Raw genomic sequence first — 13,218 nt, 5'->3', positions numbered from 1 at the left:
ATGCATGCATCCTTCAACAGTGATCGTATTGATTCTATTATTCGGGATATCTATGTGCATCAGTTTACTGGCGCTGTTGTTTTCTGATAAATGGAAGCGATTCATATGGGGAGGGGCAGCACTCCTTTTGCTTGCTGGGAGCGGATTTTATGCCGTTCGCCCTTGGATTGTATCGCATCAGATTGCGAATGCAACGGACCGATTACAGCTTCATCTGAAGGAACGCTATCCGGAAGAGTACTGGGAAATTTCCGATACGGACGAATATCGGATAAAAGGTGAGGTTACGCTCCATGTGATTTTCGAATCTGAAAATCGGACCGTTTACGAGTATCAGATTCAAGGTGGCTCGGTCGTCCAGACTGATATGTGGTTGGTTAATTCCGGTGATCCTGTCTTTAGTGACGGTGTGGAACCTGAACATAAAGAAAGCAGATATGAATAAAAGGCTCAGGGAGTGATTTTCTCCCGAGCCCTTTTTTCTTGTGCCGATTACGCTCCAGAGTAGGTTTTATCTTCTCCCTGGTAAATATCCGCTTGAGGTGTTCGTTTTTCCAATTCTTCTAACAGTCTCTCTTTTTCTTTTAAATGGGCAACAACAATATTGTATTGCGGGTACCCCATTTTTACGTTTGCCTTTGATAATTTTTTTGCACTTTGTGGCATTTGCTGATCATAATAATCTTCACGATCGAGCTTCAACCCGATAAACGCATTACCATAAATGCTGTAGAGGATATACCCTCGAATATCCTCCCATCGGAACTCCACTGGGTGATCAGTGAGAACATAGATGATCAAATGCTCCTCTGTCATTCTTACGTGAGGGTTTTTCCCCGATACTTTCTTACCTGTTCGATAGGCGGCGAAGAAGCACAAGAGTCCGGCTGCGAGCATGAGCACACCAACTAAATAATCGGATTCATCGAAGAATACATACGTCATGAAAAAGCAGATCAGTCCAAAGGCAAAACTCATAATTGCTAAAAATACCAATTTCTTTTTTGATTCATAAAAGTTAATTGTAGTGTTTTCCATGGTATCACTCCTGTCTTCATTTACTTACTTCAGCTATCGGTCTTTGGGCTTGGTATTTCAAGTTCCATGGATGCATCTTTGAAGAGGCCTTTTCCGTCCTGTCCATAAAACGGTCCGAATTCCAATTTGTAAGTATCATATATTTGTTTGACACCATCTGCAGGAAGCAGAAACACCTTCAAAATCTCTTTCGTTTCACCAGGCATGACACTGCTTGGATCAGAAGGGGATAGACTTTCATCGGATTGGCCTCTCAATTGGTTATTGTCAATCGATAAGAACGTCCTTGCAAATTTGACATCCAACTCCTTATCGGACGCATTCTCAATCTCCAGCTTCATCGTGAGCGCGACGACTCCACTGTCTCCAATTTCTGCAAAGGCTTCTTCATAAGAGGCTGTTGGTGTAAGCTCCGCATACTGGACGCCTTTGAGCGTTACCTTTACGTCTTCTCCGATCGTCCCAGTCTTTTCTTCATTAGATTCATAGATCATTGTCTTTTCAGCGATATTGTCCTCCATGATTTTGTCCTGATAATACTCGGAAGAATGGGCGGAAGCCATCGCACTACCGTTTGAGTGGATGAAATCATAGGTTTCATTCTTCTGGTCGGATCCTTCATACTGCTTGTTATCTGCGACGCCACCTTCAATGATAAGCTTCGCATTGACTTCCTGTAATTTATTGTACTCTTCAGTTGTCAACTGAAGGGTATAAAGGCCATTGACCTCTGTATTGGAAGGGTAGAGAGATACATCATCAGAAGGAGGTGCAAGGCTATATTCGTCATTTCTATAGATGGATGGACTGGATGTTATGATATCGAATTGATCTGCTAACTGAATGGTCAGTCTAGGATTATAATACAAGTCCTTGTCTGTAGTATTATGGATGGTCGTATCGAAGGAGACGGCATACCCTTCTGATTGATCACCGAAATAAGTCTGATTATCATTGTCGATTCCAGTCAGTTTCACAATCTGATAGGCATTCACTTTTATGATGAATCCACTGAGATCGTTCTCATACCCAGGGTCCATGTTTTCATAGACTACTTCCACATCAGCCTCTGTTGTTTCAGGTAGTTCATTGTTCCACACTTCGCCTTCTTTGAAGCTGGTAGAGCTTTCTCCGTTCTGTTGATCTTCCGATTCATTCACTTCTTCTTCCTGATCTTGTTCATTCATTTCATCCTCGTCGTTATTCTCATCCTCAGAAGTTGCTTCCAGATTTGAATCGGCTTCCGTTGATTCTGCAGTATCACTGGTTTCTTTTGCTTCATCGTCATCCTTTTCAGTTCCGCATGCAGTGAGGAGCAGGATGGTGAAAAGTATTGCTAGAATGGTTGCTGCTTTTTTCATTTATTTTCCTCCTTCGTGATATTCCAACGATTACCATTACCCTGATGCAAAAGTAATAAACCTGTAAAAATTCATCGATGATTGTCGACCAGTAGACAGAAAAAAACAAGCCCTGGAATACTGAGCTTGTTTTTACTTCGTCGGAGAGTGCTTAGTAGCTTCATCTAAAATCGCTTCATAAATGACATTCCATTCATGATGGTGTTCAGCTACTTTTTCTTTGTCTATAAAAACCCTTGTGATGGATTCGTTCTCTGCCTCAAAGGTGTGCACTTCTGATATATCCATGCGGTAAAAGACTTGAAAACCGATTTTCGGATATGGGTAATCTGCCTTCCAATTCTGATTTTCGGTATGGTCTACAATGATATATCCAAGTAATGAAGCTTCCCCAGATACATACCCTTCTTCCATGACCTCTCTCTTCAAGCATTGCTCGGGCGATTCTGTCTCTTTGATTCTTCCTCCAGGCAAGTCCCATCCTCGATCTTTCAAATGGACAAGCATTACTTGATCTTCGGAAAAGCAGATACCATGGACGCTTGTAATCAAGTTCCTATTCGGAAGTGTAGAACTAGGCTTCCATGTGAGTTTGACATGATCAGAGCCCCAGTTAACATATGTAGTGACTTCAACAGCTTCTTCGGAAGGTTTTTTATCTGAATGCACGCGTATCTGCTTCATCTTATAAAGAGCAATGCAGGTGAATACGAAGCCAAGAACAAATAGTGCACTTCCCATTATCAGAAAAATGTTGATATAACTTTGGAAGACGATCTGGTAAGCCCCAGGATCAGAACCACCTCTACCATTCAACCAGTTTACGGCCAGCTTTTCTCCGAAATAAACACTGGTACAAATCAGGAGAAGTCCGATACCACCAATAACTGAGGTGAGTGTGGCAATTCTTTGATAATCTACTTTCTTCAACTTTCCACCTCCACTTCTTTTCCTAATTTTAACATGTGTAACCTCTAAATATTCCGATATATTCAGACGGTTCTGAAAAAAAGAAAGTTGAAGGTGGATTTTTCAAAGCTGTTATGCGTATCATTTAATTGGAAGATACATAGACGAGGGGGAGAATGGAATGAGTAAGGTGTACATAGAAAAATTGGACTTCAGTGATGTTGCTTCGATTAAAAACCGTTTTGAAACATTGCTTGCTGCTGATCTGCAGACAGAAGATTCGATGGTCCAATGGTTGAAGGAAGTTTCTGATTTTTATGATGCAATCCAGGAGGGACTGGATGGTCATTATATCGATTTCCAGGCTTACAACAACGATGAAGATGCAAAGCGTGCTTTCCAGTATGATCAGGAAAAGATCGAACCGTTAGTGAAGCGTCAAAAGGCCAAGGTCGATGAGAAGTTTTTGCAGGCACCTGCCAAGGATAAGCTTGATAAAGAAGTATATGGCCGCTATATCAAGAGTAAGGAAAATGCGTCTGCACTATTTAATAAAGAGAATGTTCAGCTTGAAATCGAAGAGGATCGATTGGCGACTCGCTATTTTGAGATTACAGGAGCATTGACTGCAGACTGGAATGGTGAAGAACTGACAGTCGTACAGTTATTCCCTTACCTTGAGGATCCGGATCGCGAGTTAAGGAAGAAGGCATTTGATCTGATTTTCGGCTCGCTTTTGGAAGTTAAAGATGACCTGCAGAAAATCATGAGTGAATTGCTCGAAATCAGGGAAAAGAAGGCTAACAATAGTAAGCTGGCTAACTACCGCGATTACATGTTCAAAAAATACGAGCGTTTCGACTATACACCTGAGGACTGTAAACAGTTGGCGGCATCGATCAAAGAACATGTGCTTCCTGTCGCAGGAAAATTACGCAAGCAGCACAAACAGGAACTCGGTGTGGATGTGTTGCGTCCTTACGATTCAAAAGGAGTGCCAGCAGATAAAACACCGTTGAAACCATTCGCTTCAATCGATGAACTGGTATCGAAGACTTCCACTGTCCTAGGTGAATTGGATCCTCGTTTCGCTGAGCTGATCAAGAAAATGAACGAGAAGCGACAACTGGATCTGGAAAGCAGAAAGAACAAATCGCCGGGAGGGTTCTGTACGCCCCTTCCTGTATCCGAATCTTCCTTCATTTTCATGAACGCATCTCGCTCGCACGATGATATGCTGACACTGCTTCATGAAATGGGACACTGCATCCATAATGACCTGAAGTTCCCGATCGACCTTTCTTACTATAAGGACACACCGATGGAATCTTCAGAGCTTGCCAGCATGTCGATGGAATTGCTATCGATGGACCAGTGGCATCACTTCTATGAGGATGAGGAGCAGTTGAACCGTGCGAAGCTTGACCAGCTGAAGGGAATCCTGGAATTCCTTCCACAAGGGATGAAGATCGATCTGTTCCAGCATTGGATGTATGAAAACCCAGACCACACGATGGAAGAGCGGATGGAAAAGTATGATGAAATCCACCAGATGCTTGATGCAGGCGTCGTTGAATGGGATGGATATGAAGAAGTACGCAAGGCGAGATGGTTGTTTGTTCTTCATATCTTCGAAGTGCCATTCTATTATGTCGAGTACGTGATTGCTCAGCTTGGTGCAGTTCAAATGTATAAGCAGTATAAAGAAGATAAAGATGCTGCACTTGAAAATTATAAACACGCGCTATCGCTTGGAAATACAAAGTCACTTCAGGAAATCTATGAAGCTGCCGGAATCAAATTTGATTTCTCACCGGAATTGATCAAAGAATTGATGGAATTCCTGCAGAATGAAATTCAGGAATTGGAATCCGCTGCAGGTACAGCCAAGTGATTTAGCGACAATCAACAAGACGGATGCAGTACCTATAAGGGAATGCATCCGTTTTATTGTCAGAAGGGATTTGGAGAGATGAGGCAGGCAAACTCGGTTGGAAAAAAGGTCAAGAAAGGGTTGAAAATTACAGGGATCACTTTAGTGACCATTGTTGTATTTCTGCTTGTTGCTGGATTTGTCTATGAAAAGGCGAATTACAACAGAGTGGATGAGGTGTATCCTCCCGATGGTGAGATGATGAGCGTAGGGGGGAAACAGCTTCATGTAAATGTGGAAGGAGTCAGGACAAGCCTTCCGACAGTCATCATTGAAGCTGGTACAGGTAACTGGTCTTATGATTGGAGCTACGTGCAGGATCAGCTTGCGGAGCGTACACGGGTCATCACCTATGATCGGGCTGGGTATGGTTACAGTGACGCACCTGGAGAGGGATTCTCCCTTGATGGGACAGTTGAAGATCTCCGACAAGTGATGGAAGCTGCAGACGTTACAGAGCCTGTCATTCTTGTCGGGCATTCTGCAGGTGGTCTCTACACACGACTGTTTGCCGAAAAGTATCCGGACAAGGTCGCCGGAATGGTACTGGTAGATGCCCGGAATGAATTTTTTGAAGAGAAGGCACCCGAGTATAACAAGGCGTTCTTTGATACCCAGGACCAGACATTCAACCGATTGCTCGCCTCGATTGGAGTAGTACGCTTTTTAGGCCAAAGTCAATTGGATGGCCAGATGCCATATTACGTAGATACCGAAAAATACGTCAACGTACATTGGGATGCGCCGTTTTTCAAGGTAATGGATAAAGAGATCGAACAGCTCCCTGAAGGAGAAGCGAAACTGAAAGGTACTTCATTGGAAGACATTCCGCTGGTTGTCATCAGTCCGAGTATGCCGGAAATGAACGCGACTGAACTGGGATTTTCGGAAGAAGAGGAACAAGCCTTTGCGCAAGCTTGGAAGGAATCCCAAATGGAGCTTTTAGAATTGTCGTCGGATAGTAGGATGATGGTAGTGTACAGCAGTCATGCAGTCATGTATGACCAGCCAGAGGTGATTGTGGAGGCAGTTTTATCATTGAGATGAATGTAGAGCTTAGAGGATTGCTCAGTTAAATTATACCATCTTGTCCAACTGATTATCAGTCTTTTCTTTTTATTCTCGCCTGGTACCCTTGAATAAGAAGAGGGGGAGGATAAAAATGATCGATTATCGGATTAGAAGACAGGATGGATTTACAGAGAAAATTGGTGAGCTCGTCTCCATGCTTGAGCACACTCGAGCTGTTACTTTGAATGAGATTGCCGAATTGAAGCAAGCAGAACTGGATCATGTCCCGAACGGATCTGGTAATACGATTGGTGCACTGCTGATGCATATCGCTGCAATTGAATATGTACATCAGGTGATTTCTTTTGAACGACGGGACCTGAATGAAGAAGAATTGCTGAGATGGGGTGCTGCCCTTGAGCTTGGTGATAAAGCCCGGGAGGAAATCAAAGGGAAGCCTGTGGATTATTACTTGGAGGTATTAAGGGAAGTGCGGGAAGATACGTTGCACACGCTTGCTGAAAAGGATGATTCCTGGTTGTTCGAGGAATATAAGTGGGACAATGGGGTGGCTCATAACCTTTATTACCTCTGGTATCACGTAATGGAGGATGAAATCAGTCATCGCGGTCAAATCAGAGCTATGCTGAGGCAAATGAACCTCTAAAGTAAAGAAAAGATTGCGCTGCATGCGTACGCGTGATATAGTGGATGAGCGATGAGCTAATTGCATAAGACGGACGATATGCTTCGTGCTAAACGATGAATGTGGTCATCGGTCGATCCGCCGCAATATCGGAGAGCTTCCCCAGTGATGGGGAAGCTTTTTTATTTGTCCAGGAACTGAATTGTGGGTAACTTCTGATAGTATTTTTTAAATTGACTACCCTATACTCGACATTTTCCTGATGGTGCATAAAGGTTTTTCGAATGTTTTAGGGCAAGCTCCTCCAGGGTATTGATGAATATAAGAGAGGAGTGATCTTATGTTATACCTATTAGCCATTCTGTTACCACCCGTTGCCGTATTGCTGACTGGTAAACCGATGAAAGCTTTGCTGAATCTTGTGTTGACGATCATTTTCTTCGTACCTGGAGCTGTACACGCAGCTTTGGTAGTGAAAGATCATAAAAATGCGAGAGCAGGTGTTTGAATCTTAATATAGGTTGGAAGGCTGTAAGGGAACTTGCAGTCTTTTTTTATTGTCTGTAAAAGTACCTCTAAGATGCTTTCAGTAATTTTTGTTCCCCTGTCGTTAAATCGACATATTCCACAATCGTCTTTTTTCCTTCATACATATGTTGGGAACAGACGGATGCTGATGTATAGAATTCCTCTAATTCTTTCTGATTACAATCGACCATGTATTTTTTGAATTGAACCCGGTTGGCTGTTGTTTGGATCAACGTATGCGTCAATGTATAGGATTTTTCGATCGACTTATCGAATACACTCCACTTGTCACAAAACCACCTTGTTTCATCCTGATGTTCCGGCAACTGCTTCAGGAAGTGGTCGATGACCTGTGCGAAAGTGATGGACTCGCACCCGTTCAGCCATGTTCCGCTGTGCTCGACCTTTTTTTGATACGCACCAATCAATTGTAAAACGGATAACGCAGTTCTACGATACTTGGGCAGTTGATATAAATGATAAAGGACTTCATCTACAAGATGCTGCAGAAATTGTTCGGAAGTATCACTGTATCGCATGTCTCCCACCTCCCATTAGTTGATGTTCATTATATATTAATTGAAAACGATTATCAATATCATTTACCTATTGACGTTGAGAATGATTTTCAATTATACTTTATGGCACAGAAGACAAGGAGGTTTATTCCATGGACTCGGTTTTTATTACAATGGAGGAATTCCAGCATCAGATTGATTGCTTTTGTGCATCTCAAAAGCATGTGAATACTATCTACTTTCAAGTAGGTGACGAAATTGTTGTGACGGAGGAATTCAAATATGTGGATCAGCTGGGATGGTATGTGAAGGTCAAAGTCAGTAATACCTACCAGTTCTTCATCGCTACGGAGGACTTGGAAATGTACTATGAAGCTGGAAAGATCGCTTCAGAAACGGACCGACAGCTTTCCATCAACTATTTCCAATTCAAAGTCGATCAGGCGTTGGAGGAAAAGAACGAGGAAGCCTTCCTTTTTTATGTGAAGCAGCTTGAAAAATACCAACAGGTCAGTGAAAGCCTAAATACATAAAAGAAAAGAAACACTTGAAACCAGGAGCACGAGTTGCACCTGGTTCTTTTTTATGCGGAACATCAGGGCTTGCAAAAATACTTAACCAGGTGTACTATTCAATAAGTGATATTTTCGTATAGGGGAGATTTATTGTGTTGGATCAGGAAAAGGTGGCACTAATTACGGACCTGGAAAAGTCGATGCGTTCGTTCATCCGGGATTTCAGGAGACAATTGAACGAAGTTTTGGGAGAAAATTTCACGAGCAGTGAGTTTTCTTTCTTGCGTGCAATCAGTGAGGATAAAGAGCAGCGGGTGACTTCGCTTGCTGCACTGCTCAACGTATCGAACAGCCACGCAACATCGATTACCGACCGGCTGGTGGAAAAAGAATTGATTACAAGAGAACGCTCAACCGTGGATCGAAGAGCGGTTGTGCTTGCATTGTCTGAAAAGGGAGAAGCTCTATTCAAAGCGCTTGATCAGAAGCGGGCTGCTTATATGAATGAACGGTTCGAAAAGCTTACGAAAGAAGAGATCAGGCTCATGATCGATATTTTCAGTCGTTTATAAGTTTAGCTGCAACCAAGGGAGAGAGAAATGTGGAACATCTAGAACAAAGACAGAAGATCATCATCATGCTGGCGATCATGGCTGCCATGTTGTTTGCTGCACTGAATCAGACGATTGTCGGTACAGCATTGCCGGTCATCGTCGCTGACATTGGTGGAATGGATTATTTCAGTTGGGTATTTACGATTTATATGCTTACCACGAGTATTACGGCCATCCTTGTAGGAAAATTGTCTGACACGTACGGTCGTAAACCTTTCATTCTAGTAGGAATCGGTATTTTCATCATTGGATCATTCATGTGTGGAACATCGACGAATATCTATCAACTTATCATTTACCGTGGCTTTCAAGGCTTTGGTGGCGGAATGATCATGTCAACTGCATTCACTGCAGTAGGTGACCTATTCCCACCACGTGAACGCGGACGCTGGCAGGGACTGCTCAGTTCCGTCTTCGGTCTGGCAAGTGTGTTCGGTCCGACCATGGGTGGTTACATTGTGGACGTCTGGCAATGGAACTGGGTATTCTGGATATTCCTCCCGTTCGGTATTGTGGCATTCGCGATGATCTGGAAGCTGTTCCCGAATGTCACGACAGACGAAAAGGCTTCTGTCGATTTTGTCGGAGCGGTGCTGTTATCATCAGCGATTATCCCATTATTGCTGGCATTTTCATGGGCAGGAAAAACTTATGCCTGGGATTCGGTCACGATCATCGGACTGTTTACCTGGTCCGTTATCGCATTGGTGCTGTTCATCACCGTTGAACGGAAAGCGAAAAATCCAATCATTCCGTTGAAATTGTTCAAAAACAGTATTTTCACGATTTCCAATGTCGGTGGCCTACTGATGGGGATGGGCATGTTCGGGGCGATCATGTATATGCCGTTCTTCATTCAGGGGGTCCTCGGAATTTCGGCTACCAAAACAGGGTTCGTCATGATGTCGATGATGCTTAGCATGGTGACGACGAGTACGATTGGTGGACAGCTGGTAACCAAAACAGGAAGATATAAAATTTTCGCCATTGTAGGTTTGTTGACAATGGGCGCGGGGATGTACTCGATGTCCACGATGACCATCGACACGACATTGACCGGTGCAGTGATCAATCTCGTCATTGTCGGCCTTGGATTAGGATTGACGTTCCCTGTACTGACACTTGCTGTGCAAAATGCAGTTGAGCATAAATACCTTGGTGTAGCGACTTCTGCTTCCCAGTTCTTCCGCCAGGTGGGTGGAACGATCGGAGTATCTGTGATGGGAGCGATCATGAACGTCGTCATGGCGAATAAAATGGAAGAGATGATGGCATCCTCTGGTGGAGCAACTGCGAATCTAGGAAACTTGCAGGCGATGGAAGACCCTCAAGTACTGATGGATCCTGATAAAGTAGCCCAAGTGAAAGAAAGTGTGCCTCCAGAAGCGGTACCGATGTTCGAACAGGTCATTGCATCGATGCGTGAAATTCTAAGTACAGCACTAAGTGGTTCGTTCTTGTTCGGGACATTCATTTTAGGAGGAGCTTTCCTGATTATCATCTTCCTGAAAGAAATACCGTTGCGTATGACGAACGAAACGCCAGAATCAAAGGTGGAAACTCCTTTGGAAAGTTCCAAAGCAAGTTCGTAAGAGAAAGCTTGAGGCAGCAGCCTCAAGTTTTTTTTGTATGTAATGCCTTTGATCCATAGATTGCCAGTCCACCAATAAAGAAAAAGAAGAATGCAATCGGAAAACCGCTGGCCACGACGAAGGACATCGCGAACACGTACCCACCGACTGCATAGTTTACCAGATTCGTACTTTTTTATGGCCGTCCCCGACTCAAATCACTCCCCATTTTTGATGAATTACGATAGAATATAATCAGAATATTCCGTCGATTACAGGAGGGTAAATATGAAAGCACCTTACATAAAGGAAGAGCATGAAATCCTGCGTCAGTCATTCCGAAAGTTTCTGGATAAAGAATGCTATCCATTTTTCAATCAATGGGAAAAGGATGGAGCAATCCCTCGAGCGTTCTGGAATAGGCTCGGCTCAGAGGGGTACCTGTGTCCATGGCTGGACGAAAAATATGGAGGATTCGCTGCTGATTTCGGTTATTCGGTTGTGATCAATGAAGAGCTCGAAAAGGTTGGGACAGGGATGATCGGCATCGGGTTACATAATGATATCGTCGTGCCTTACCTCCACCATTACGGATCTGAAGAACAGAAGAAAAGGTGGCTGCCTAAGTGTACGTCAGGTGAAGTGGTGACAGCAATAGCGATGACTGAACCAGGTGCCGGATCGGATCTCGCTGGTATCCGAACGACTGCCGCCCGGGAAGGGGATACGTATATTCTTAACGGGGAAAAAACATTCATTACCAATGGAATCCATGCAGACCTGATCATCGTCGTTTGTAAAACGGACCCGAAGACAGAGCCTGCACATAAAGGGATCAGTCTGCTCGTGGTAGAACGGGATACGCCAGGTTTTTCGAGAGGAAAGAAGCTGGATAAAGTTGGTCTGCACAGTCAGGATACAGCTGAACTGATTTTTGAAGATGCTCGTGTACCAGCATCCAATCTGTTAGGAAACGAAGGGGAAGGGTTCTATTATTTGATGCAGCAACTGCAGCAGGAGCGGCTGATTGTAGGTATCGGCGGAATTACTGCAGCTGAACGAATGCTGGAGCTGACCATCAACTATGTAAAGGAGCGTAAAGCATTCGGGAAGACGATTGCCTCCTTCCAGCATACGCAGTTCCAGCTGGTAGAGCTGCAGACAGAAGTGGAACTCGGGCGTACCTTCCTTGATCGAATAATTGAAGCGCACATGAACGGGGAGGATGTCGTCAAAGAAGTCTCGATGGCGAAATGGTGGATTACCGACCTCGTCAAAAAGACATCCTCGATTTGCATGCAACTGCACGGGGGATATGGGTATATGGAAGAATACGAGATTGCCAGACGATTCCGCGATGCACCAGTGGCAGCGATTTACGCAGGATCGAATGAAATCATGAAGACCATCATTGCGAAGAAAATGGGGTTGAGCTGAGGATGGGGAAGCCGCTCGAGGACATTCGCGTGCTGGATTTTTCGAGGTACATACCGGGTCCTTATGCAACGTTAAGATTGGCAGAGCAGGGGGCAGATGTCGTATTGGTTGAGCCTGCAAATGGGGAACCTTCACGGACGCTGAGCTTCCAAAAAGACGGGCAGGGACTTGGGTTTCTTGTCCATAACCGCATGAAGCGCAGCATCGCGCTGGACTTGAAGGATGATAAAGATAAGGAAATTGCTAAGGAGCTTGCAATGAAAGCGGATGTGATTGTGGAAAGCTTCCGGCCCGGAGTGATGGAGCGGATGGGTCTTAGTTATGAATCATTGAAACAGCTGCACCCAAGTATCATCTATTGCTCGATATCCGGTTATGGTCAGCATACGGCAGGGTTGCGCCATCTGGGGAGTCATGACCTGAACTATATGGCGGTGTCAGGCATACTCAGTCAATTGAAAGATGAGCAGGGAAAGCCTGTCCATCCTTCCATCCAGCTGGCAGATTACATAGGTGGATTGGCAGCCTCTGAAAAGATAATGGCAGCCCTGATCCAACGATTCCGCACCGGAAAAGGAGCAGCCATCGACCTTTCATTGACAGACAGCTTGTACTCGATGATGAATATGAACCGTGTCATTCATGATGAGGCAGGATATCCTCGAGGGATTCGCGAAATAAGTGGAGAGTATGTATGTTATCACATCTATGAAACGAGCGATCAGAGGTATGTTGCCCTGGCCGCTTTGGAAAAGAAGTTCTGGCATGCCTTTTGCCGTTTAGCAGGTAGATCTGATTGGTTGGATCAACAGTTTGCGAAAGCGGAGAAAGGATCTTCCATATATGAAGAAGTAAGCGCTTACTTCAAGCGGTATCCTCTTTCAGAGTGGACGGAAATCTCAGTGCAAGTGGACTGCTGCCTGACACCGGTACTGGAGATGGGGGAGCTGGATCAGTGGCCGCTTCTGAAAGCTCGAGCACTCCAATTGGAAGCGGATGGCCTGAATCAGATCGGTACTGTTTTTCCCTCGGAGAAAGCAGGTGGGGAAGCACCCCGGCATGGGGATCATGGTGAACAGATTATACAGGAATGGCTGCAAACGACAAAAAATCATTTACATATCAGGAGGGAATAAA

Annotated in this window: 14 protein-coding genes; 10 read left to right on the top strand and 4 right to left on the bottom strand. The window is 44.3% G+C overall.

The window, feature by feature from the left end:
- Nucleotides 1–4: 4 nt before the first annotated feature.
- Nucleotides 5–445: a hypothetical protein gene (locus tag ACFQ2J_RS16705; protein ID WP_386063215.1), complete on the top strand. Its 441-nt coding sequence runs from the start codon at nt 5–7 to the stop codon at nt 443–445.
- A 47-nt stretch (nt 446–492) separates the two neighbouring features.
- On the opposite strand, the gene ACFQ2J_RS16700 is transcribed toward ACFQ2J_RS16705, so the two are convergent.
- The 3 genes from ACFQ2J_RS16700 to ACFQ2J_RS16690 all read right to left on the bottom strand — a co-directional run bounded on the left by ACFQ2J_RS16700 (nt 493) and on the right by ACFQ2J_RS16690 (nt 3,329).
- Nucleotides 493–1,038 (bottom strand): STM3941 family protein, encoded by a 546-nt coding sequence (locus tag ACFQ2J_RS16700; protein ID WP_386063212.1) that lies wholly within the window; start codon nt 1,036–1,038, stop codon nt 493–495.
- Nucleotides 1,039–1,067: 29 nt separating this feature from the next.
- On the bottom strand, nt 1,068–2,399 hold the full coding sequence (locus tag ACFQ2J_RS16695; protein WP_386063209.1) for a DUF5068 domain-containing protein: 1,332 nt from the start codon (nt 2,397–2,399) through the stop codon (nt 1,068–1,070).
- A 132-nt stretch (nt 2,400–2,531) separates the two neighbouring features.
- The gene (locus tag ACFQ2J_RS16690; RefSeq protein WP_386063207.1) at nt 2,532–3,329 is read right to left on the bottom strand and encodes an NUDIX domain-containing protein; all 798 of its coding nucleotides are present in this window, start codon (nt 3,327–3,329) and stop codon (nt 2,532–2,534) included.
- Nucleotides 3,330–3,489: 160 nt separating this feature from the next.
- Between ACFQ2J_RS16690 and ACFQ2J_RS16685 the strand changes: the two genes are divergently transcribed.
- From ACFQ2J_RS16685 to ACFQ2J_RS16670, 4 genes are all read left to right on the top strand, one after another.
- Nucleotides 3,490–5,202, top strand: coding sequence for a M3 family oligoendopeptidase (locus ACFQ2J_RS16685; protein ID WP_386063204.1), 1,713 nt, complete (start codon nt 3,490–3,492; stop codon nt 5,200–5,202).
- A 78-nt stretch (nt 5,203–5,280) separates the two neighbouring features.
- Nucleotides 5,281–6,288, top strand: coding sequence for an alpha/beta fold hydrolase (locus tag ACFQ2J_RS16680; protein WP_386063201.1), 1,008 nt, complete (start codon nt 5,281–5,283; stop codon nt 6,286–6,288).
- A gap of 115 nt (nt 6,289–6,403) precedes the next feature.
- Nucleotides 6,404–6,919, top strand: a complete 516-nt coding sequence (locus ACFQ2J_RS16675) for a DinB family protein (RefSeq protein WP_386063198.1) — start codon at nt 6,404–6,406, stop codon at nt 6,917–6,919.
- A 319-nt stretch (nt 6,920–7,238) separates the two neighbouring features.
- A complete protein-coding gene (locus ACFQ2J_RS16670; RefSeq protein WP_386063195.1) occupies nt 7,239–7,406 on the top strand; it encodes a YqaE/Pmp3 family membrane protein in 168 nt (55 codons plus the stop codon).
- A 67-nt stretch (nt 7,407–7,473) separates the two neighbouring features.
- On the opposite strand, the gene ACFQ2J_RS16665 is transcribed toward ACFQ2J_RS16670, so the two are convergent.
- Nucleotides 7,474–7,965, bottom strand: coding sequence for a hypothetical protein (locus ACFQ2J_RS16665; RefSeq protein ID WP_386063192.1), 492 nt, complete (start codon nt 7,963–7,965; stop codon nt 7,474–7,476).
- A 131-nt stretch (nt 7,966–8,096) separates the two neighbouring features.
- Here ACFQ2J_RS16665 and ACFQ2J_RS16660 point away from each other — a divergent pair, with 131 nt between their 5' ends.
- The 5 genes from ACFQ2J_RS16660 (at nt 8,097) to ACFQ2J_RS16640 (ending at nt 13,217) form a co-directional block, all read left to right on the top strand.
- The gene (locus tag ACFQ2J_RS16660) at nt 8,097–8,477 is read left to right on the top strand and encodes a hypothetical protein (RefSeq protein ID WP_386063190.1); all 381 of its coding nucleotides are present in this window, start codon (nt 8,097–8,099) and stop codon (nt 8,475–8,477) included.
- A gap of 134 nt (nt 8,478–8,611) precedes the next feature.
- Nucleotides 8,612–9,031: a MarR family winged helix-turn-helix transcriptional regulator gene (locus ACFQ2J_RS16655; RefSeq protein ID WP_386063187.1), complete on the top strand. Its 420-nt coding sequence runs from the start codon at nt 8,612–8,614 to the stop codon at nt 9,029–9,031.
- 29 nt (nt 9,032–9,060) lie between these two features.
- Nucleotides 9,061–10,665, top strand: coding sequence for an MDR family MFS transporter (locus ACFQ2J_RS16650; RefSeq protein ID WP_386063184.1), 1,605 nt, complete (start codon nt 9,061–9,063; stop codon nt 10,663–10,665).
- 267 nt (nt 10,666–10,932) lie between these two features.
- Nucleotides 10,933–12,081, top strand: a complete 1,149-nt coding sequence (locus tag ACFQ2J_RS16645) for an acyl-CoA dehydrogenase family protein (RefSeq protein WP_386063181.1) — start codon at nt 10,933–10,935, stop codon at nt 12,079–12,081.
- Nucleotides 12,082–12,083: 2 nt separating this feature from the next.
- Nucleotides 12,084–13,217 carry a CaiB/BaiF CoA transferase family protein gene (locus ACFQ2J_RS16640; RefSeq protein ID WP_386063178.1) on the top strand — a complete coding sequence of 378 codons (1,134 nt, stop codon included), beginning with the start codon at nt 12,084–12,086 and terminating at the stop codon, nt 13,215–13,217.
- Nucleotide 13,218: the final 1 nt, after the last annotated feature.

This window comes from Thalassobacillus hwangdonensis (genome assembly GCF_042675915.1).
GTDB classification, from domain to species: domain Bacteria; phylum Bacillota; class Bacilli; order Bacillales; family Halobacillaceae; genus Thalassobacillus_A; species Thalassobacillus_A hwangdonensis.
The sequence above is the reverse complement of the archived record's forward strand: the minus strand, read 5'-3'. Positions and strand labels throughout refer to the sequence as shown.

Coding starts and splice junctions, on each gene's coding strand:
- ACFQ2J_RS16705 (WP_386063215.1), top strand. CDS start 5: ATGCATCCTTCAACAGTGATCGTATTGATTCTATTATTCGGGATATCT.
- ACFQ2J_RS16700 (WP_386063212.1), bottom strand. CDS start 1,038: ATGGAAAACACTACAATTAACTTTTATGAATCAAAAAAGAAATTGGTA.
- ACFQ2J_RS16695 (WP_386063209.1), bottom strand. CDS start 2,399: ATGAAAAAAGCAGCAACCATTCTAGCAATACTTTTCACCATCCTGCTC.
- ACFQ2J_RS16685 (WP_386063204.1), top strand. CDS start 3,490: ATGAGTAAGGTGTACATAGAAAAATTGGACTTCAGTGATGTTGCTTCG.
- ACFQ2J_RS16680 (WP_386063201.1), top strand. CDS start 5,281: ATGAGGCAGGCAAACTCGGTTGGAAAAAAGGTCAAGAAAGGGTTGAAA.
- ACFQ2J_RS16675 (WP_386063198.1), top strand. CDS start 6,404: ATGATCGATTATCGGATTAGAAGACAGGATGGATTTACAGAGAAAATT.
- ACFQ2J_RS16670 (WP_386063195.1), top strand. CDS start 7,239: ATGTTATACCTATTAGCCATTCTGTTACCACCCGTTGCCGTATTGCTG.
- ACFQ2J_RS16665 (WP_386063192.1), bottom strand. CDS start 7,965: ATGCGATACAGTGATACTTCCGAACAATTTCTGCAGCATCTTGTAGAT.
- ACFQ2J_RS16660 (WP_386063190.1), top strand. CDS start 8,097: ATGGACTCGGTTTTTATTACAATGGAGGAATTCCAGCATCAGATTGAT.
- ACFQ2J_RS16645 (WP_386063181.1), top strand. CDS start 10,933: ATGAAAGCACCTTACATAAAGGAAGAGCATGAAATCCTGCGTCAGTCA.
- ACFQ2J_RS16640 (WP_386063178.1), top strand. CDS start 12,084: ATGGGGAAGCCGCTCGAGGACATTCGCGTGCTGGATTTTTCGAGGTAC.